Source organism: Pseudomonas sp. P5_B3, assembly GCF_056400405.1.
Genome location: NZ_JBFULI010000056.1, coordinates 1 through 17,145, shown reverse-complemented (window position 1 = coordinate 17,145; position 17,145 = coordinate 1). Strand labels below are relative to the sequence as shown.

At 59.5% G+C, this 17,145-nt stretch carries 17 protein-coding genes and 1 other RNA gene; 4 read left to right on the top strand and 14 right to left on the bottom strand.

The genetic code is table 11. The features are described 5' to 3' along the window. Nucleotides 1–5: 5 nt before the first annotated feature. The 9 genes from mraY to rsmI all read right to left on the bottom strand — a co-directional run bounded on the left by mraY (nucleotide 6) and on the right by rsmI (nucleotide 9,400). A complete protein-coding gene (mraY, locus tag AC1DRN_RS25010; protein ID WP_477786832.1) occupies nucleotides 6–1,088 on the bottom strand; it encodes a phospho-N-acetylmuramoyl-pentapeptide-transferase in 1,083 nt (360 codons plus the stop codon). Then, nucleotides 1,088–2,455 (bottom strand): UDP-N-acetylmuramoyl-tripeptide--D-alanyl-D-alanine ligase, encoded by a 1,368-nt coding sequence (locus AC1DRN_RS25005; protein WP_223461210.1) that lies wholly within the window; start codon nucleotides 2,453–2,455, stop codon nucleotides 1,088–1,090. The genes mraY and AC1DRN_RS25005 overlap by 1 nt, the downstream gene beginning before the upstream one ends. After that, nucleotides 2,448–3,911 (bottom strand): UDP-N-acetylmuramoyl-L-alanyl-D-glutamate--2,6-diaminopimelate ligase, encoded by a 1,464-nt coding sequence (locus AC1DRN_RS25000; protein WP_223461208.1) that lies wholly within the window; start codon nucleotides 3,909–3,911, stop codon nucleotides 2,448–2,450. Before AC1DRN_RS25000 ends, AC1DRN_RS25005 begins: the two co-directional genes overlap by 8 nt. After that, nucleotides 3,911–5,650, bottom strand: coding sequence for a peptidoglycan D,D-transpeptidase FtsI family protein (locus AC1DRN_RS24995; RefSeq protein ID WP_177413221.1), 1,740 nt, complete (start codon nucleotides 5,648–5,650; stop codon nucleotides 3,911–3,913). The genes AC1DRN_RS25000 and AC1DRN_RS24995 overlap by 1 nt, the downstream gene beginning before the upstream one ends. Then, on the bottom strand, nucleotides 5,650–5,943 hold the full coding sequence (ftsL, locus tag AC1DRN_RS24990; RefSeq protein WP_057398001.1) for a cell division protein FtsL: 294 nt from the start codon (nucleotides 5,941–5,943) through the stop codon (nucleotides 5,650–5,652). The genes AC1DRN_RS24995 and ftsL overlap by 1 nt, the downstream gene beginning before the upstream one ends. Continuing rightward, nucleotides 5,940–6,887: a 16S rRNA (cytosine(1402)-N(4))-methyltransferase RsmH gene (gene rsmH, locus AC1DRN_RS24985; protein WP_007972589.1), complete on the bottom strand. Its 948-nt coding sequence runs from the start codon at nucleotides 6,885–6,887 to the stop codon at nucleotides 5,940–5,942. The genes ftsL and rsmH overlap by 4 nt, the downstream gene beginning before the upstream one ends. Next, on the bottom strand, nucleotides 6,884–7,339 hold the full coding sequence (mraZ, locus tag AC1DRN_RS24980) for a division/cell wall cluster transcriptional repressor MraZ (RefSeq protein ID WP_090286131.1): 456 nt from the start codon (nucleotides 7,337–7,339) through the stop codon (nucleotides 6,884–6,886). The genes rsmH and mraZ overlap by 4 nt, the downstream gene beginning before the upstream one ends. A 726-nt stretch (nucleotides 7,340–8,065) precedes the next feature. Further along, nucleotides 8,066–8,419, bottom strand: an RNA gene (gene rnpB, locus AC1DRN_RS24975) — RNase P RNA component class A. Nucleotides 8,420–8,494: 75 nt separating this feature from the next. Further along, complete coding sequence (gene rsmI / locus AC1DRN_RS24970) at nucleotides 8,495–9,400, bottom strand: 16S rRNA (cytidine(1402)-2'-O)-methyltransferase (protein ID WP_223461206.1); 906 nt, start codon at nucleotides 9,398–9,400, stop codon at nucleotides 8,495–8,497. A 177-nt stretch (nucleotides 9,401–9,577) separates the two neighbouring features. On the opposite strand from rsmI, the gene AC1DRN_RS24965 reads away from it, so the two are divergent. The 4 genes from AC1DRN_RS24965 (at nucleotide 9,578) to AC1DRN_RS24950 (ending at nucleotide 13,024) form a co-directional block, all read left to right on the top strand. Then, nucleotides 9,578–11,389, top strand: coding sequence for a penicillin-binding protein activator (locus AC1DRN_RS24965; RefSeq protein WP_223461204.1), 1,812 nt, complete (start codon nucleotides 9,578–9,580; stop codon nucleotides 11,387–11,389). Continuing rightward, entirely contained in the window at nucleotides 11,389–11,751 is a 363-nt protein-coding gene (locus AC1DRN_RS24960) for a YraN family protein (protein ID WP_223461202.1), read from the top strand. Before AC1DRN_RS24965 ends, AC1DRN_RS24960 begins: the two co-directional genes overlap by 1 nt. Nucleotides 11,752–11,855: 104 nt before the next feature. Further along, complete coding sequence (locus tag AC1DRN_RS24955; RefSeq protein ID WP_007972584.1) at nucleotides 11,856–12,449, top strand: phosphoheptose isomerase; 594 nt, start codon at nucleotides 11,856–11,858, stop codon at nucleotides 12,447–12,449. Beyond that, nucleotides 12,446–13,024: a BON domain-containing protein gene (locus AC1DRN_RS24950; protein WP_108214909.1), complete on the top strand. Its 579-nt coding sequence runs from the start codon at nucleotides 12,446–12,448 to the stop codon at nucleotides 13,022–13,024. The genes AC1DRN_RS24955 and AC1DRN_RS24950 overlap by 4 nt, the downstream gene beginning before the upstream one ends. Before the next feature lie 179 nt (nucleotides 13,025–13,203). On the opposite strand, the gene AC1DRN_RS24945 is transcribed toward AC1DRN_RS24950, so the two are convergent. From AC1DRN_RS24945 to petA, 5 genes are all read right to left on the bottom strand, one after another. After that, the gene (locus tag AC1DRN_RS24945) at nucleotides 13,204–13,617 is read right to left on the bottom strand and encodes a ClpXP protease specificity-enhancing factor (RefSeq protein ID WP_085715923.1); all 414 of its coding nucleotides are present in this window, start codon (nucleotides 13,615–13,617) and stop codon (nucleotides 13,204–13,206) included. A gap of 16 nt (nucleotides 13,618–13,633) precedes the next feature. Continuing rightward, complete coding sequence (locus tag AC1DRN_RS24940; RefSeq protein WP_007989864.1) at nucleotides 13,634–14,251, bottom strand: glutathione S-transferase N-terminal domain-containing protein; 618 nt, start codon at nucleotides 14,249–14,251, stop codon at nucleotides 13,634–13,636. Nucleotides 14,252–14,401: 150 nt separating this feature from the next. Further along, nucleotides 14,402–15,184: a cytochrome c1 gene (locus AC1DRN_RS24935; protein WP_223461200.1), complete on the bottom strand. Its 783-nt coding sequence runs from the start codon at nucleotides 15,182–15,184 to the stop codon at nucleotides 14,402–14,404. Beyond that, nucleotides 15,184–16,395: a cytochrome b gene (locus AC1DRN_RS24930; protein ID WP_223461198.1), complete on the bottom strand. Its 1,212-nt coding sequence runs from the start codon at nucleotides 16,393–16,395 to the stop codon at nucleotides 15,184–15,186. The genes AC1DRN_RS24935 and AC1DRN_RS24930 overlap by 1 nt, the downstream gene beginning before the upstream one ends. Further along, on the bottom strand, nucleotides 16,395–16,988 hold the full coding sequence (petA, locus tag AC1DRN_RS24925; protein ID WP_223461196.1) for a ubiquinol-cytochrome c reductase iron-sulfur subunit: 594 nt from the start codon (nucleotides 16,986–16,988) through the stop codon (nucleotides 16,395–16,397). The genes AC1DRN_RS24930 and petA overlap by 1 nt, the downstream gene beginning before the upstream one ends. Nucleotides 16,989–17,145: the final 157 nt, after the last annotated feature.

Sequence of the window (17,145 nt, the reverse complement as noted above, 5' to 3'; positions counted from 1 at the left end):
AGTTTCTACCTCAGCTTCAGGGTGGCAAGGCCGACCAGCACGAGAATCACGGTGATGATCCAGAAACGGACGATCACGCGCGGCTCGGGCCAGCCCTTGAGTTCAAAGTGGTGGTGAATCGGTGCCATGCGGAATACGCGGCGACCGGTCAGTTTAAAAGAGGCGACCTGAATGACGACTGACAGGGTTTCCATCACGAACACGCCGCCCATGATGAACAGGACGATTTCCTGACGGACGATCACCGCGATGGTGCCCAGAGYCGCGCCCAGCGCCAGTGCACCGACGTCACCCATGAAGACTTGTGCCGGATAGGTGTTGAACCAGAGGAAGCCCAGGCCTGCTCCGATCAGTGCGCCACAGAACACGATCAATTCACCGGCGCCCGGTACATAAGGAATCAGCAGGTATTCGGCGAATTTCACGTTACCCGACAGGTAGCAGAAAATGCCCAGGCCGCCGCCCACCATCACCGTCGGCATGATCGCCAGGCCGTCGAGGCCGTCGGTCAGGTTGACCGCGTTGCTCGAACCGACGATCACAAAATAGGTCAGGACAATGAAGCCGGCGCCCAACGGAATGCTGTAGTCCTTGAGCATCGGCAGAATCAGCGTGGTTTCTACCGGAGTGGCGGCGGTCACATACAGGAAGATCGCCGCGCCCAGGCCAAATACCGACTGCCAGAAATACTTCCAGCGGCTTGGCAGGCCGCGGGAGTTTTTCTCGATGACCTTGCGGTAGTCGTCGACCCAGCCGATTGCGCCGAACAGCAGGGTCACCAGCAGTACGACCCAGACATAGCGGTTGCTCAGGTCAGCCCAAAGCAGGGTGCTGACGCCGATAGACGACAGAATCAGCGCGCCGCCCATGGTCGGGGTACCCGACTTCGACAGGTGCGACTGCGGGCCGTCGTTGCGAACGGATTGACCGATCTGACGGTTCTGCAACGTGCGGATCATCCACGGGCCATAGCACAGCGACAAGACCAGCGCGGTCAGCACACCGAGAATCCCGCGCAGGGTCAGGTACTGGAAGACCGCGAAGCCTTTGTAGAACTGTTGCAGATACTCCGCTAGCAGCAGCAGCATTAATGTTTCTCCAGACTGGACCCGCACAAGGCGGCGACGACGTTTTCCATCGCAGCGCTGCGCGACCCCTTGATCAAAATGGTGGTGTTTGTGTCTTGTTCGGCGCCCAGGGCCTTGATCAGCTCAGCCTGCGTGCTGAAGTGAAAAGCCTGTGGACCGAAGGCGTTGACGGCGTGAACCATCATTGGCCCGACGGCGTACAGCGCAGAAACCTTGCCACGGGCGTATTCGCCCACGTCGCGGTGCCCCTGCTCCGCCCAATCGCCCAACTCGCCGATATCCCCGAGCACCAGAACGGTGCGGCCGGAAAAGCCGGCGAGTATATCAACGGCAGCGCACATGGAGGTGGGATTGGCGTTGTAAGTGTCATCGATCACGCGCATGCCATTGCTGGCCAATTGCGCAACGGTGCGCCCCTTGACCGGTTGCACCGCGCCAAGGCCGGCGGCGATACCGGACAGCGACACACCCAGGGCATGGGCGGCAGCGGCGGCGGCCATGGCATTGGCAACGTTGTGGGTGCCGAGCAGGTTCAGTTGAACGCGCGCCACACCTTCAGGGCTGTGCAGGTTGAACGCCGGGCAGCCGCGAGCATCGGTGGCCAGGTCACTGGCATGGAAATCGGCGCTGGCGTTGCTCAACGCAAACGTCAGCACTTTGCGGTCACCGGCGCGCGCCTTCCAGATACCGAATGCCTTGTCGTCAAGATTGAGAACGGCGACGCCATCGGCATCCAGCCCTTCGATAATCTCGCCCTTGGCTTCGACGATTTTTTCCGGACCACCGAACTCGCCGACGTGGGCGGTCCCGGCGTTATTGAGAACGGCCACATGGGGTTTGGTCATGCTCACGGTGTAGGCAATTTCGCCCAGGCGCGAGGCACCCAGCTCGATCACCGCAGCGGTATGTTCCGGCGCCAGTTCGAGCAGGGTCAACGGAACGCCGAGGTCGTTATTCAGGTTGCCACGGGTCGCCAGCACCGCACCGCGCGTGCGCAGGATGCTCGCAAGCATTTCCTTGACCGTGGTCTTGCCACTGGAACCGGTAATGGCCGCGACCGGATGGGTGTAGGCGGCGCGACTCAGCGCGCCTAACTGGCCAAGGGCCTGGCGGGTGTCGCTGACCAGCAATTGCGGCAGCGTGCTGTCGGCGACTTCACGCTCGACCAGCGCGGCCACGGCGCCCTTGGCCGCGACTTCATTCAGATAATCATGACCATCGAAGCGCGGACCGGCCAACGCGATAAACAGTTGACCGGGTTTGATCGCACGGCTGTCGATGCTGACGCCGTCGAAGCTGGCATCGGCAGACACCAGGCGAGCATTCAGCGCACCGGTCAGTTCACTCAGTCTCAAGGCCTTAAGCATGGGCCACCTCCCACGCGGTCAAGGCATGATCGGCCTCGACCAGATCGGAAAAGGCATGGCGTTCGCCGTTGATTTCCTGATAGTCCTCGTGACCTTTACCGGCCAGGACAATCACGTCATCCACCGAGGCACTGGCGATCAGCCGGGCAATCGCCTGACCACGACCGGCAACGAACTCCACTTTATCCACAGCCGTGAAACCGGCACGGATGTCATCGAAAATCACTGCAGGGTCTTCAGTACGCGGGTTGTCGTCGGTGACCAGTACGCCATCGGCCAGGCGCTCGACCACCTCGGCCATCAATGGACGCTTGCCGCGATCGCGGTCGCCGCCACAGCCGAACAGGCACAGCAACCGGCCCTTGGCGTGTGGACGCAGGGCCAGCAGTACTTTTTCCAGGGCATCCGGGGTGTGGGCGTAATCGACCACCACCAGCGGCTGCGAACCACCGCCCAGACGCTGCATGCGCCCGGCAGGGCCTTCAAGCTGCGGCAGCACCTTGAGGATTTCGTCCAGGGCGTAATCCAGACCGAGCAACGCGCCGACAGCCGCCAGGACATTGCTCAGGTTGAAGCGACCGAGCAAGGTGCTGCGCAAGTGGTGCTCGCCCTGTGGCGTGACCAGCGTGGCGCGCACGCCTTCGTCGTCGAATTGCGCCTGGCGGCAATACAGATAAGCGCTGGAATCTTCCAGGCTATAGGTGATCAACCGCGACTCGAGCTTGTCGGCGGCCAGTTGCCGACCAAATGCGTCGTCGAGGTTGACCACGCGGCATTTCAAGTCATTCCAGGCAAACAGCTTGCCCTTGGCTTCGCCGTAAGCCTGCATGGTGCCGTGGTAATCCAGGTGATCGCGGGACAGGTTGGTCATCACCGCCACATCGAAGGCCAGTGCAGTCACGCGGCCCTGGTCCAGGCCATGGGAAGACACTTCCATCGCCACGGCTTTGGCCCCAGCCTTCTTCAGGTCCGCCAGGGTCGCTTGCACGGCAATCGGGTTTGGCGTGGTGTGCAGGCCGCTTTCCAGCGCTCCGTAGAAACCGCAACCGAGTGTACCGACCAGGCCGCAGTGCTGGCCGAGCAGGTCCAGTGCCTGGGCGACCAATTGCGTCACGCTGGTCTTGCCGTTGGTACCGGTTACGCCCACCAGGTTCAGGTGATGGCTCGGCTCGCCATAAAAACGCCCGGCGATGTCCGACAGCTGAGCCGCCAGGCCCTTGACCGGAATCAGCGGCACTTCAGTGATCGGCAGGACCGTGGCGCCTTCTACTTCATAGGCCACCGCGGCAGCACCGCGCTGCAAGGCGTCGGCAATATGTGCGCGCCCATCGAATTTCCCGCCCGGCACGGCAAGGAACAGATCGCCCGCGCGCACATTGCGGCTGTCCAGGGCGAGCTCGCGAATCAGCAGATCGTGGCCGGCGTGAGGGAAAATCTTGTTCAGGCTCAGGGACATCAGCCGCGCCCTCCATTGGCTTTCAGCGGAACGACCGGTGTTGCGTTCGCTTGTTGAGTAGGTGGCAGGTTGTCCGGCGTAATGTTCATCAGGCGCAGGGTGCCCGACATCACGCGGCTGAACACCGGCGCGGAAACCAGGCCACCGAAGTAACCGGCCTTGGTCGGCTCGTCGATCACCACCACGATGGCGTAACGCGGATCGCTCATCGGGCCGAAGCCGGCGAACAGCGAACGGTAGGAGTTTTCGGCGTAACCCTTGGTACCGACCGAGGTTTTACGCGCAGTACCCGACTTGCCGCCCACGTGATACGCCGGCACTTGTGCACGGAATACGCCGCGCGGGGCTTCGATCACTTGTTGCAGCATGCCTTGCATGGTTTTCGCGACCGCCTCCGGCAACACCTGGGTGGTTTGCGGTGCCTTGTCGGTCTTGATCAAGGTCAGCGGTGCGAGGCGACCGTTGTTGGCCAGGGCCGAGAAAGCGTGAACCAGCTGGATTGCGGTCACGGAGATACCGTAGCCGTAGGACAGCGTGGCGGTTTCTGCCTTGCGCCACTCGCGGTAGTTCGGCAGGTTGCCGACGCGCTCGCCCGGGAAGCCCAGGCCGGTGTCCTGGCCGAGGCCGACTTTCTGCGCGAGACGGAAAATGGTTTCGCCGCCAATGTCGAAGGCAACCTTGCTCATGCCGACGTTACTGGAGTTGATCAGGATGCCGGTCAGGTCGAGCACCGGGCCTTCGGTCTTGGATACGTCCTTGATGGTGTACTTGCCAATCTGCAAGGAGCCCGGATACACCTCGACGGTGTCGCTCGGTTTCCAGCGGCCGGTTTCGATCGCAGCGCTCATCGAAATCGCTTTCATGGTCGAACCCGGCTCGAACACGTCGATCATCGCGCGGTTGCGCATCATCGCCGGTTGCAGGTTGCGACGGTTGTTCGGGTTGTAGGTCGGCTGGTTGACCATCGCGAGAATCTCGCCGGTCTTCACGTCCATGATCACCAGGCTGCCGGCCTTGGCGCCGTTCTCGATGATCGCGTTGCGCAATTCGCGGTTGGCCAGGTATTGCAGGCGCAGGTCAATGGACAACGCCAAGGGCTTGCCGGCCTTGGCGTTTTTGGTGACCTGGACATCCTTGATCAGCCGGCCGCGCCGGTCCTTGATCACCTGACGCTTGCCAGGGACCCCGGCCAGCCATTCGTCGTAGGCCAGTTCGACGCCTTCACGACCGTGATCGTCGATGTCGGTAAACCCGACCATATGGGCGGTGACTTCGCCGGCAGGATAAAACCGCCGGAACTCTTCGATGCCGTAGACACCTGGCACCTTCAGGTCGAGCACGGCCTGGCCCTGCTCAGGCGTCAGCCCGCGCACCAGGTAAATGAACTCCTTGTTGGCCTGGGCTTCGAGACGTTCGGCCAGGGCTTTCGGGTCCTGCCCCAAGGCAGCCGCCAGTGCTGGCCACTTCTCTTTGGCCGTTTGCATTTCCTTGGCATTGGCCCAAAGGGTGGTGACCGGAGTACTCACGGCCAAGGGCTCGCCGTTACGGTCGGTGATCAGACCACGGTGGGCCGGAATCGGAATATGACGAACACTGCGGGCATCGCCCTGACCTTTAAGGAAGGCACGGTCGACCACTTGCAAATCGATGATGCGCCAGGCAATTGCAACCACCATGATGCCGAGCAAACCCAGCACCACGCGGAACCGCCAAGGAAAGAGTGCACCTTCGAGTTTCATCATGGCGCCACCATCTTCACGTCAGCGGCACCGGGAATGTGCATTTTCAGTTGTTCGGTGGCCAGCACTTCGATACGGCTGTGAGCGGTCCAGGTGCTCTGCTCCAGAATCAACCGGCCCCACTCGGCTTGCGCCTTGTCGCGCACGCTCAACTCGTTGTACAGCGAATTCAATAGCTGACGGTTCCAGTGGGCGCTGTAGGACACGCCGATGGCCGAAATGAGCACGCCGACAAACAGCAGCAGCATGAAGAAGCTTCCGCCGGGCAATGGCTTGGCGAAAAGCTTGCTCACCGCAGCTTCTCCGCCACACGCATGACAGCGCTACGGGAACGTGGGTTGGCTTTGAGTTCGGCGTCGGAGGCCGTCTGCGCTTTGCCATGGACTTTGATTTTCGGTTCGAAGGCGACATGCCGAACCGGCAGGTTGCGCGGCAGGTTGTCGGCTTCGCCTTTGACCAGCTTGCGCATGAACAGTTTGACGATACGGTCTTCCAGCGAATGGAAGCTGATCACCACCAGGCGACCGCCCACTTCCAGGCATTCCAGCGCGGCTTCGAGGCCGGTTTCCAGATCACCCAGTTCGTTGTTGACGTGAATACGCAAGCCCTGGAACGCACGGGTTGCAGGGTTCTTGCCCTTTTCCCACGCCGGGTTGGCGACTTTCAGGACTTCTGCCAGGTCACCGGTGCGTTCGAATGGCTTGATGTCGCGGCGCTCGGCCACGGCACGGGCCATGCGGCCGGAAAAACGCTCTTCGCCATATTCCTTGAACACCCGGGCGATTTCTTCCACGGGCGCGGTGTTGACGAATTCGGCAGCGCTGATTCCGCGGGACGGATCCATGCGCATGTCCAGCGGACCATCGTTGAGGAAGCTGAAACCGCGCTCAGGGTCGTCGAGCTGTGGCGAAGACACGCCCAGATCCAGCAGAACGCCGCTGACCTTGCCGGCCAGACCGCGCTCGGCGACTTCCGAACCGAGCTCGGCAAAGCTGCGCTGCACAACGACAAAGCGGCCGTCTTCGGCCGCTAGCGTCTGCCCTGTGGCAATCGCTTGTGGATCCTTGTCGAATCCGAGCAACCGACCATCGGGACCGAGCTGACTGAGGATCAACCGGCTGTGTCCGCCGCGCCCGAACGTGCCGTCCAGATAGCAGCCATCAGGACGTACGGCGAGAGCCTCGACGGCTTCGTCAAGCAGTACGGTGATGTGGTTAAAGCCGCTATCAATAGTCACAGGATCAAATCACGCAGTTCATCAGGCATAGCGCCCGGTTGTTGAATGGCAGCCAGGTCAGCGGCAGAAACCGCGTTCCAGGCATCCTCGTCCCACAATTGGAACTTGTTCAGTTGGCCTACCAACATCGCGCGCTTATCCAACCTGGCATATTCACGAAGACGCGGCGGAACCAGAAAACGACCACTGCCATCGAGCTCGAGGTCGACGGCATTACCAATCAGTAAACGTTGCAGGCGACGGTTCTCTTCGCGAAGCGAAGGCAGTGCGCGCAGTTTGGTTTCAATAATTTCCCACTCATCGAGGGGGTAAACACACAAACATGGATCAACGGCATCAATCGTGACGATCAACTGCCCGGAACTGCGCGAATCGAGCTCGTCGCGGTACCGGCTCGGCATGGCGAGACGGCCCTTTGCATCGAGACTGATAGCGTTGGCTCCGCGAAACACGTCAGCGTTTCTCCAAATTCTAGCGTTTTGAGTTCAAAAAACCCACTTCATGCCACTTTCCGCCACTTACGCACACTATAGGAATGCCCCCACCACACCGTCAAGGCGCGGATTAAAGGAAAATCCTTACAGAACTGAGATTTAGGAGCATTAACGGAGGGGTAACGAAAATCCGGCAGATGATTCCGCCCGATAACTTGAATCAGCACAGAAGGCTGCGTTCGGAAGTTAAAGTGTTTTATTAAGAGTAAGATTTTTTTGGTATTACAAAAGAGGTTCTGCTGACGATTGTGTAAGGAGGGAAACCGGTGCTTCGTGGAGTTTATGCGATCACTACAAGCGCGAGCTAATCGATATCACAAAACCGCTTCTCCTGACGACCGTATAACGAGGAAAACCGGTGCTTCGTGGAGTTTATGCGATCACTACAAACGCGGGCTAATCGATATCACAAAACCGCTTCTCCTGACGACCGTATAACGAGGGAAACCGGTGCTTCGTGGAGTTTATGCGATCACTACAAGCGCGGGCTAATCGATATCACAAAACCGCTTCTCCTGACGACCGCATAACGAGGAAAACCGGTGCTTCGTGGAGTTTATGCGATCACTACAAGCGCGGGCTAATCAATATCACAAAACCGCTCCTGCTGACGACTGTGCAAGGAGGGAAATTGCTACCACCGACACACTCTGCCCAATAAATTAAGCAGAGAGGAGAAAAAAGGTGGAGAGTCGATCTGTAAGCCGGGTTCTGTCTTGAACAGTCATTCGTCTACGATGGCCATCACTGGACATCTTTAGCAACCTACCCGGTCCCAGCGCGGGCCACGCCTTGGGACCCTATTTGGTCTTGCTCCAAGTGGGGTTTACCTAGCCACGAACTGTTGCCAGACGTGCGGTGCGCTCTTACCGCACCTTTTCACCCTTACCGGCGCCGAAGCGCTTAGGCGGTTATTTTCTGTGGCACTTTCCGTAGGCTCGCGCCTCCCAGGCGTTACCTGGCACTTCGCCCTATGGAGCCCGGACTTTCCTCCCCCCCCTAATTTTCATAGGGGGCAGCGACTGTCCGATCGACTCTCCGCCGCGAAGGTTACCGGCAGAGCGCCCGAAGAACAAGCACCAAGCGCCATAGAGCGCGCCTGTGCGTCGGGTTTTACTCGCCCTTCTGCTGATCCAGCGCGATCTGGTACAGCACATTCTTTCGCTCGCCGGTGATTTGCGCCGCCAAAGCCGCCGCACGCTTGAGCGGCATTTCTTCGAGCAACAGGTTGAGGATGCGCATCGCCTCGCTGCTGACGGCACCTTCTTCCTCGGGCGCGGACCAGCCCGCTACCAGCACCACGCACTCGCCGCGCTGCTGGTTGCTGTCCGACTCGACAAACTCACGCAGCTCAGCCAGTGGCAGGCCCTTGAGGGTTTCAAACGTCTTGGTCAACTCACGGGCAAGCAGCGCCGGACGCTCGGGACCGAACACCAGCTCCATGTCTTGCAGGCATTCAAGGATGCGATGCGGAGCCTCGTAGAAGATCAAGGTGCGGGGCTCTTCCTTTACCTGCTCGAGACGCGCCCGCCGCCCCACCGCCTTGGCCGGGAGGAAACCTTCGAAAATGAATCGGTCGGAAGGCAGACCCGCCGCCGACAACGCTGCAATCAACGCGCAGGCACCCGGAACCGGCACCACATTGATGCCTGCAGCCCGGGCCTGCCGCACCAGGTGATAACCCGGATCGGAAATCAGCGGCGTCCCGGCGTCGGAGATCAACGCCACGTTGTCACCGGCAAGCAGACGAGTGATAAAGCGGCTACCTTCATCCCGCTCGTTGTGCTCATGGCAGGCCGCCAATGGCGTCGCAATGCCGAAGTGTTGCATCAGGCGCTGGGAATGGCGGGTGTCTTCCGCGGCGATCAAGGCCACATCACGCAGAATCTTCAGCGCCCGCGCACTGATGTCATCCAGGTTGCCGATGGGCGTCGCCACCACAAAAAGCGAGCCAGCAGCGGAATTCAAAGCACCTGGAGCAGTCAAAGCGCACACCTCATGATCGGTAAAAGCCGCCATTGTAGCGCGTAGCGAGGCTCACGATACGCGCAAGCAAACACGGCATCGGCGACCGTTTGTGCGCTGGCGCAACATTTCCACCAGCTAAATTGATCGATTCACGCCAGTAACATCGCGCCCCGGCCAGTGCTTGGGTACAATTCCACGCTAATTTGATCGAGTATCAGGAACGCTTACATGATCGCTTGCCTGCGGCTGTTATCTGCCCTCTGCCTCGCTGCCTTGCTGGCGGCTTGCGCCAGCTCGCCCTCCTCCAGCCTTGGCGAACTTCCACGGACACCGGACGCCAGTATCGAGCAGTTGCTTGAGAAGGCCTCCCAAAGCAAATCACCGGAAGATGCCGCCCTTCTGCGCCTGAGCGCTGCCGACCTGGCCTTTCACCAGGGCAATGCCGGCCAGTCCGCGCAAATCCTGCAACAGGTTCCTATCGAGCAGCTCAAGCCGGGCCCACAGATTTTCGCCAACACCCTGGCGGCTGAACTGGCCATGACCCGCAATCAGCCCAAGGCCGCACTGGCCGCCTTGAGCCACCCAAGCCTGCAATACTTGAGCGAACTGCCCGTCGAACAACAGGTCCGCACCGGCACCGTTCACGCCCGCGCACTTGAAGCCGATGGCCAGACCCTCGCCGCCGCTCGCGAGCGCATTTTCATCGCCCCGATGCTCAAAGGTGAAGCCGCCAGCAAAAACCACGAAGCCATCTGGACCCTGATCGCTTCGCTGCCGACCGATCAGTTGCAGCCGAACACCACCGACGATCTCGGCGGCTGGATGGCCCTGGCGCTGGCCGTGAAATCCGCCGGCACCCTGGAGCAGCAACAAGCCGCCATCGACAACTGGCGCACGCGGAATCCGAAACACCCGGCAGCCATTCAATTGCCGCAGCCACTGACCCAACTCAAGGAACTGGCCAGCCAACCCCTGAGCAAGATCGCCCTGCTGCTGCCTCAGGACGGCCCGCTGGCCTCGGTTGGCAAAGCACTGCGCGACGGTTTCATGGCCGCTCACTACCAGGCACAACAGGCCGGGCAGAAACCACCCGCCATCGAGTTTTATGACAGTTCGCGCCTGACCTCCATGGACGAGTTCTACCGCAAGGCCCAGGCCGATGGCGTGCAACTGGTCGTCGGCCCGCTGGAGAAGCCGCTGGTCAAACAGCTGAGCACTCGCCCGCAATTGCCGATCACCACACTCGCGCTGAATTACAGCGAGGGCGATCAAGGCCCGGCGCAGTTGTTCCAGTTCGGTCTTGCCGCTGAAGACGAAGCTCGTGAAGTGTCGCGCCGCGCTCGCGCCGATGGCCTGCACCGTGCAGCCATCATGGTGCCGAAAGGTGAATGGGGCGACCGTGTGCTCAAGTCGTTCAGCCAGGATTGGCAGGCCAATGGCGGTACTATCGTTGCCACCGAACGTGTCGATCAACCGGTCCAGTTAGCCCAGCAGATTGCCGACATGTTCCAGCTGCGTCAGAGCGAAGGTCGCGCCAAGAGCCTGCAAAGCACTGTTGGCTCGCAAGTCGCTGCCCAGCCATCGCGCCGCCAGGACATCGAGTTCATTTTCCTGGCCGCAACACCACAACAGGCCCAGCAGATCAAACCGACCCTGAACTTCCAGTACGCAGGCGATGTGCCGGTCTACGCCACCTCTCACGTGTTCAGCGCCAGTGGCGACGTCAACCAGTACAACGACATGAATGGCATCCGCTTCTGCGAAACGCCATGGCTGCTGGAGGCCAACGATCCACTGCGCCGCCAGGTCACAGCCCAGTGGCCACAAGCCGCCGGCAGCCTGGGGCGTCTGTATGCAATGGGTGTGGACGCCTATCGCCTGGCACCGCGCCTGGGCCAACTCAAGTCTCTGCCAGACAGCCGCATCGACGGTGAGTCGGGCAGCCTTGGCATGTCTCAGAGCCAGCGGGTCGTGCGCCAGTTGCCATGGGCCCAGTTCGCCAATGGCCAGGTCCAGCGCCTGCCGGACACCGCTCGCTGATGCCTGACAGGTCACGCCAGCAAAGCGGCATGGATGCCGAGCGCCGTGCGCTCGAGCATCTTCAACAACAGGGTCTGCGCCTGCTGGCGCAGAACTGGTTGTGCAAACGCGGCGAGCTTGATCTGGTCATGCTAGATGGCGATACAGTAGTATTCGTTGAAGTCCGCTACAGAAAAAACACTCAATGGGGTGGCGCGCTCGACAGCATCGATGAGCGCAAACGGCAAAAGCTGATTTTCGCCGCGCAATATTTTCTTCAGCGCGAGTCGCGCTGGGCCAATTCCCCTTGCCGCTTCGACGTGATTGCCATCGACAGCAACCTCGATCAGTTGAACTGGCTGCAGAATGCCTTCGACGGCTGATCGCCGGCATTGCGAACCGGACACTATCACCGAACACTTTTGCTCTTTGCTTTGCGGGCTGCACATTCATGTGCCGAACAGCCGCGCCACTTAAGGTCACACAGATGGACATGCAATCCCGAATTCGCCAGCTTTTTCAGGCCAGTATCGACACCAAGCAACAGGCGATGGAAGTACTTGCACCGCACATCGAGCAAGCCAGCCAGGTCATGGTCAACGCCCTGCTCAACGAAGGAAAAATGCTTTCCTGTGGTAACGGCGGCTCTGCCGGCGACGCCCAGCACTTCTCGTCCGAGCTGCTCAATCGCTTTGAGCGCGAGCGCCCGAGCCTGCCGGCCATCGCCCTGACGACCGACAGTTCGACGATCACCTCGATCGCCAACGACTACAGCTACAACGAAATCTTCTCCAAGCAGATCCGCGCACTCGGCCAACCGGGCGATGTGTTGCTGGCTATCTCCACCAGCGGCAACTCGGCCAACATAATTCAAGCGATCCAGGCCGCACATGATCGCGAAATGATTGTCGTAGCATTGACGGGACGTGATGGCGGCGGCATGGCGTCGCTGCTGTTGCCCGAGGACGTCGAGATTCGCGTACCGGCAAACGTCACCGCTCGTATTCAAGAAGTCCACCTGCTGGCGATCCATTGCCTTTGCGACTTGATCGACAGCCAACTGTTCGGGAGTGAAGAATGACCCCTAATCGCCTTGGCCTACTGGCCTTGACCCTGTGCCTCGGCATCAGTGGCTGCACCTCGGTGGTGACTGCCAGCCGTGAAGCACCGATTGAAGATGACCGCGGCACCCGCACACTGGGCAGCAAGATCGACGACTCCCTGATCGACACCAAGGTTGGCGTGAACATCGCCAAGGCTGACCCGGCCCTGGATAAGGACTCGCACATCGTCGTCACCAGCTTCAACGGCGTCGTGCTGCTCGCCGGGCAAACGCCACGCGCAGACCTCAAGGCCAAGGCCGAACAGGCCGCTGCCGCGGTCCAGCGCGTGAAGCAGGTGCACAACGAACTGCAGATCCTGCCACCCTCCAGCTTCCTGGCCCGTCAGAACGACACCTGGTTGACCTCCAAAATCAAGGCCCAGATGCTCGCCGATGCCAACATCCCCGGTTCGCGCATCAAGATCGTCACTGAAAACGGCATCGTCTACATGCTGGGCCTGCTGACCAAGCAGGAAGCGGCGCAGGCGACCAACCTGGTGCAAGGTGTTTCCGGCGTGCAGAAGATTGTGAAGTTGTTTGAGTACATCGACTGAACCCCATCCTGCAGGAGCGAGCCTGCTCGCGAAAAACGTCCGGTGAACGGGTTCATCCAGACAGCCCGCGTCATCGTTCACGTCCATCGTCGGAACGCCGCCCGGAGCAGGCTCGCTCCTACATCGTTTGAAGGTGGTGAAGTAATAAAAAAGGCGATCCTCTCGGATCGCCTTTTTTATTACTTCACCACCTTCAAACTGGGTCGACCGCTTGGACGCGGCGGCTCACTGTCGGGTGGTGGAAGATCGTCATCCGGCTCGATCTCTTCGTCCTCGCCCATCGGCGATTCCAGATCAAACACCATGCCCTGACCATTCTCCCGGGCGTAGATRCCCAGGATCGATGCAATAGGCACGTACAAGGTGTGCGGCACACCACCAAAGCGCCCCTCGAAACTGACCGCCTCGTTATCCATGTGCAAGTGGCGCACGGCCTGCGGCGATACGTTCAGGACGATTTGTCCGTCACTGGCAAACCCCTGAGGCACCTGTACCGACGGATACTCGGAATTGACCAGCATGTGCGGGGTGCAATCGTTGTCCACAATCCACTCATAGAGCGCGCGGACCAGATAAGGTCGACTGGAGTTCATAGCGGCTCCTTAAGCCTTAGCGCATATCGCGTTCGACACCAGACAGACTCGCCTGGAAAGCCTCACGCGCAAACTGGCGCTCCATATAATCAAGCAGCGGCTTGGCCGGCCGCGGCAGTTCTATACCCAGGATCGGCAATCGCCAGAGTATTGGCAGTAGGCAGCAGTCCACCAGACTTTGTTCCTCGCTGAGGAAAAACGGCTTGTCGGCGAACAGCGGCGAAACACCCGTCAGGCTTTCGCGCAACTCTTTACGAGCCACGGCACGGGCCGCTTCCTTGGTCCGCGAATCCAGAATCAGATCCACCAGACCACACCAATCTCGCTGAATGCGGTGCATCAGCAGGCGACTGTTGGCACGCGCCACGGGATAAACCGGCAGTAGCGGCGGGTGCGGGTAACGCTCATCCAGATATTCCATCACCACAGTCGACTCCCACAACGCCAGGTCGCGATCGACCAGGGTAGGCAAGCTGCCGTAAGGGTTCACCTCAATCAGTTTAGGTGGCTGACGTCCAGCTTCCACGTAAATGATCTCGGCGCTGACACCCTTCTCTGCCAGTACGATGCGCACTCGGTGGGAATAGTGGTCGGCGGGGTCGGAGTAACAGGCCAACCGATTGGTCACGCCCATGGCGATCCTCCTCGCTTGTAGAAATTATCGAACGCGGAAAAACGAGCGCGCCCAGAGGGCGCCTCCCGTAGCGACTGGATAACCAGGCTCGCTACATCTTCAGAGGCGCCCTTGGGCGCGCGCGATTAACAGCAATAGCTTGAAGCTTTATCAGTGCACGTCTTTCCAGTATTCGCGCTTGAGCAGGTAAGCGAAGACGAAGAAGAACGCCAGGTACAACAATACGTACGTACCGATGCGCTGATGTTGCAGCTTAACCGGGTTAGCCGAGTAAGCCAGGAAGGTTACCAGATTCTTGACCTTCTCATCGAACTGCTCTTCAGTCAGAGCACCGCTTTTCGGCACGATGGTCAGTTGATCGCACGCTTCATGAGTCAATGGCGTACCGGTCAGCGGATCAAATTGCTTTTTGCCGCCTTCGACGATCTGAACCTGTTTGCAACCAACCACCTGGCGACCTTGCAGGCCGGCCAGGACGTTTGGCATGCCCACGTTCGGGAAGACCTTGTTGTTCACACCCCATGGACGCGACGGATCTTCGTAGAACGACCTCAGGTAACCGTAGAGCCAGTCGGTACCGCGAACACGGGCAACCAGGGTCAGGTCCGGCGGCGCGGCGCCAAACCAGGCCTTGGCGTCTGCCGGCTGCATGCCGATACTCATGTGGTCGCCGATCTTGGCGCCAGTGAACATCAGCTTCTCCAGCATCAACTCATGGGGAATGCCCAGGTCGTCGGCAACTCGCTCATAGCGTTGGAACTTGGCACTGTGGCAACCCATGCAGTAGTTGGCGAACGTACGTGCGCCATCCTGCATGGCTGCTTTATCGGAAACGTCGATGTCGACTTTTTCAAGCTCCGGGCCACCGTGCTCAGCTGCGAAAGCGAACACTGGCAGCGCAGCAAGCATCAATACAGCAAATAGTTTTTTCATCAGCCAGTCACCCTTTCCGGAACCGGTTTGGTCTTCTCGAGCCGGGTGTAGAACGGCATCAGAATGAAGTAGGCGAAGTACAGGAAGGTACATACCTGCGACAGCAACGTACGCTCAGGGGTTGGAGCCAATACGCCCAGCACACCCAGGATCACGAACGCGATGCAGAACAACCAGAGCCAGATCTTGCTCAGCCAGCCTTTGTAGCGCATCGACTTGACCGGACTGCGGTCGAGCCATGGCAGGACGAACAGCACAGCAATGGCCGCACCCATGGCGATCACACCGAAGAGCTTGTCCGGAATCGCGCGCAAGATGGCGTAGAAAGGAGTGAAGTACCAGACCGGAGCGATGTGCTCTGGAGTCTTGAAGGCGTTCGCCACTTCAAAGTTCGGCTTTTCGAGGAAGTAGCCGCCCATTTCCGGGAAGAAGAACACGATCGAGCAGAAGATGAACAGGAACACCACCACGCCGACGATATCTTTCACGGTGTAGTACGGGTGGAAGGCAATGCCGTCCAGCGGTATGCCATTTTCGTCCTTGTGCTTCTTGATGTCCACGCCGTCCGGGTTGTTCGAGCCGACTTCGTGCAACGCCAGGATGTGCAGCACCACCAGACCCAGGATAACGATCGGCAGGGCAACCACGTGCAAGGCGAAGAAGCGGTTCAGGGTAATACCGGAAATCAGGTAGTCCCCACGAATCCACTGGGTCAGGTCGTTGCCGATGACCGGGATCGCACCGAACAGCGAGATAATCACCTGGGCACCCCAGTAGGACATCTGGCCCCACGGCAGCAGGTAACCCATGAAGGCTTCAGCCATCAGCGCCAGGTAGATCAGCATGCCGAAGACCCACACCAATTCACGCGGCTTCTGGTACGAACCGTAGAGCAAGCCACGGAACATGTGCAGATAGACCACGATAAAGAACGCCGAAGCGCCGGTGGAGTGCAGCAGACGCAGGATCGAGCCGTACTCGACGTCACGCATGATGTATTCGACGGAAGCGAACGCTTCTTCCGCCGACGGGTTGTAGCTCATGGTCAGCCAGACACCGGTAACGATCTGGTTGACCAGAACGAGCAGCGCCAGGGAGCCAAAGAAATAAAAGAAGTTGAAGTTCTTCGGAGCGTAATACTTGCTGAGATGGTCTTCCCACATCTTGGTTGCGGGAAAGCGTGCATCAACCCAATCCATGAATTTGCTCATCACGCCTTCTCCGTATCGACGCCAATGATAATAATTTCATCGGTCTCATAGGAATGCGGGGGAACTGGCAGGTTCAAAGGCGCAGGTTGCGACTTGTAGACGCGACCAGCCAGATCGTAGTGGGAACCGTGGCAAGGGCAGAAATAGCCACCTACCCAGTCTTTACCCAGATCCGCAGGTGCCACTTCGGGACGGAAGGTCGGCGAGCAACCCAGGTGCGTGCAGATACCGATCAGCAGCAGAATCTCAGGCTTGATCGAACGGGTTTGCGGATCAACGTAAGTCGGTTGTGTCGAGTTCTTGGAGGTCGGGTCAACAAGCTGGCCCTCGATCTTCTTCAGATTCCCCAGGATTTCCGGCGTACGGCGGACGATGAACACCGGCTGGCCGCGCCACTCAGCAATCATCTGCTGGCCTGGCTCAACTTTGCTGACATTCACTTTCACCGGTGCACCTGCGGCTTTCGCCTTGGCACTGGGAAACCATGACCCCACGAACGGGACCGCAGCCCCCACCGCTCCTGCAGCACCCACCACGGATGTGGCTGCTACCAAGAAGCGACGCCGGCCTGCATTCACGCCGTCATTGCTCATTCAGTCCTCTCCCATCAGCTTTGTGGCCTGTTAAATCAGGCGTCTACTAAGTAAATCTATGTACTTATAAAAATTTTGCCGAATGGTAATGAAAAGCCCCAATTCTGACAAGGTAATTACCGGAGCCCATCACCCCCAAGCCTTGTAGTATTAGTAT

Coding starts and splice junctions, on each gene's coding strand:
- AC1DRN_RS24965 (WP_223461204.1), top strand. CDS start 9,578: ATGATCGCTTGCCTGCGGCTGTTATCTGCCCTCTGCCTCGCTGCCTTG.
- AC1DRN_RS25005 (WP_223461210.1), bottom strand. CDS start 2,455: ATGCTTAAGGCCTTGAGACTGAGTGAACTGACCGGTGCGCTGAATGCT.
- AC1DRN_RS24995 (WP_177413221.1), bottom strand. CDS start 5,650: ATGAAACTCGAAGGTGCACTCTTTCCTTGGCGGTTCCGCGTGGTGCTG.
- AC1DRN_RS24940 (WP_007989864.1), bottom strand. CDS start 14,251: ATGGGCGTGACCAATCGGTTGGCCTGTTACTCCGACCCCGCCGACCAC.
- petA (WP_223461196.1), bottom strand. CDS start 16,988: ATGAGCAATGACGGCGTGAATGCAGGCCGGCGTCGCTTCTTGGTAGCA.
- AC1DRN_RS24935 (WP_223461200.1), bottom strand. CDS start 15,184: ATGAAAAAACTATTTGCTGTATTGATGCTTGCTGCGCTGCCAGTGTTC.
- AC1DRN_RS25000 (WP_223461208.1), bottom strand. CDS start 3,911: ATGTCCCTGAGCCTGAACAAGATTTTCCCTCACGCCGGCCACGATCTG.
- AC1DRN_RS24955 (WP_007972584.1), top strand. CDS start 11,856: ATGGACATGCAATCCCGAATTCGCCAGCTTTTTCAGGCCAGTATCGAC.
- rsmI (WP_223461206.1), bottom strand. CDS start 9,400: ATGGCGGCTTTTACCGATCATGAGGTGTGCGCTTTGACTGCTCCAGGT.
- AC1DRN_RS24960 (WP_223461202.1), top strand. CDS start 11,389: ATGCCTGACAGGTCACGCCAGCAAAGCGGCATGGATGCCGAGCGCCGT.
- AC1DRN_RS24930 (WP_223461198.1), bottom strand. CDS start 16,395: ATGAGCAAATTCATGGATTGGGTTGATGCACGCTTTCCCGCAACCAAG.
- AC1DRN_RS24950 (WP_108214909.1), top strand. CDS start 12,446: ATGACCCCTAATCGCCTTGGCCTACTGGCCTTGACCCTGTGCCTCGGC.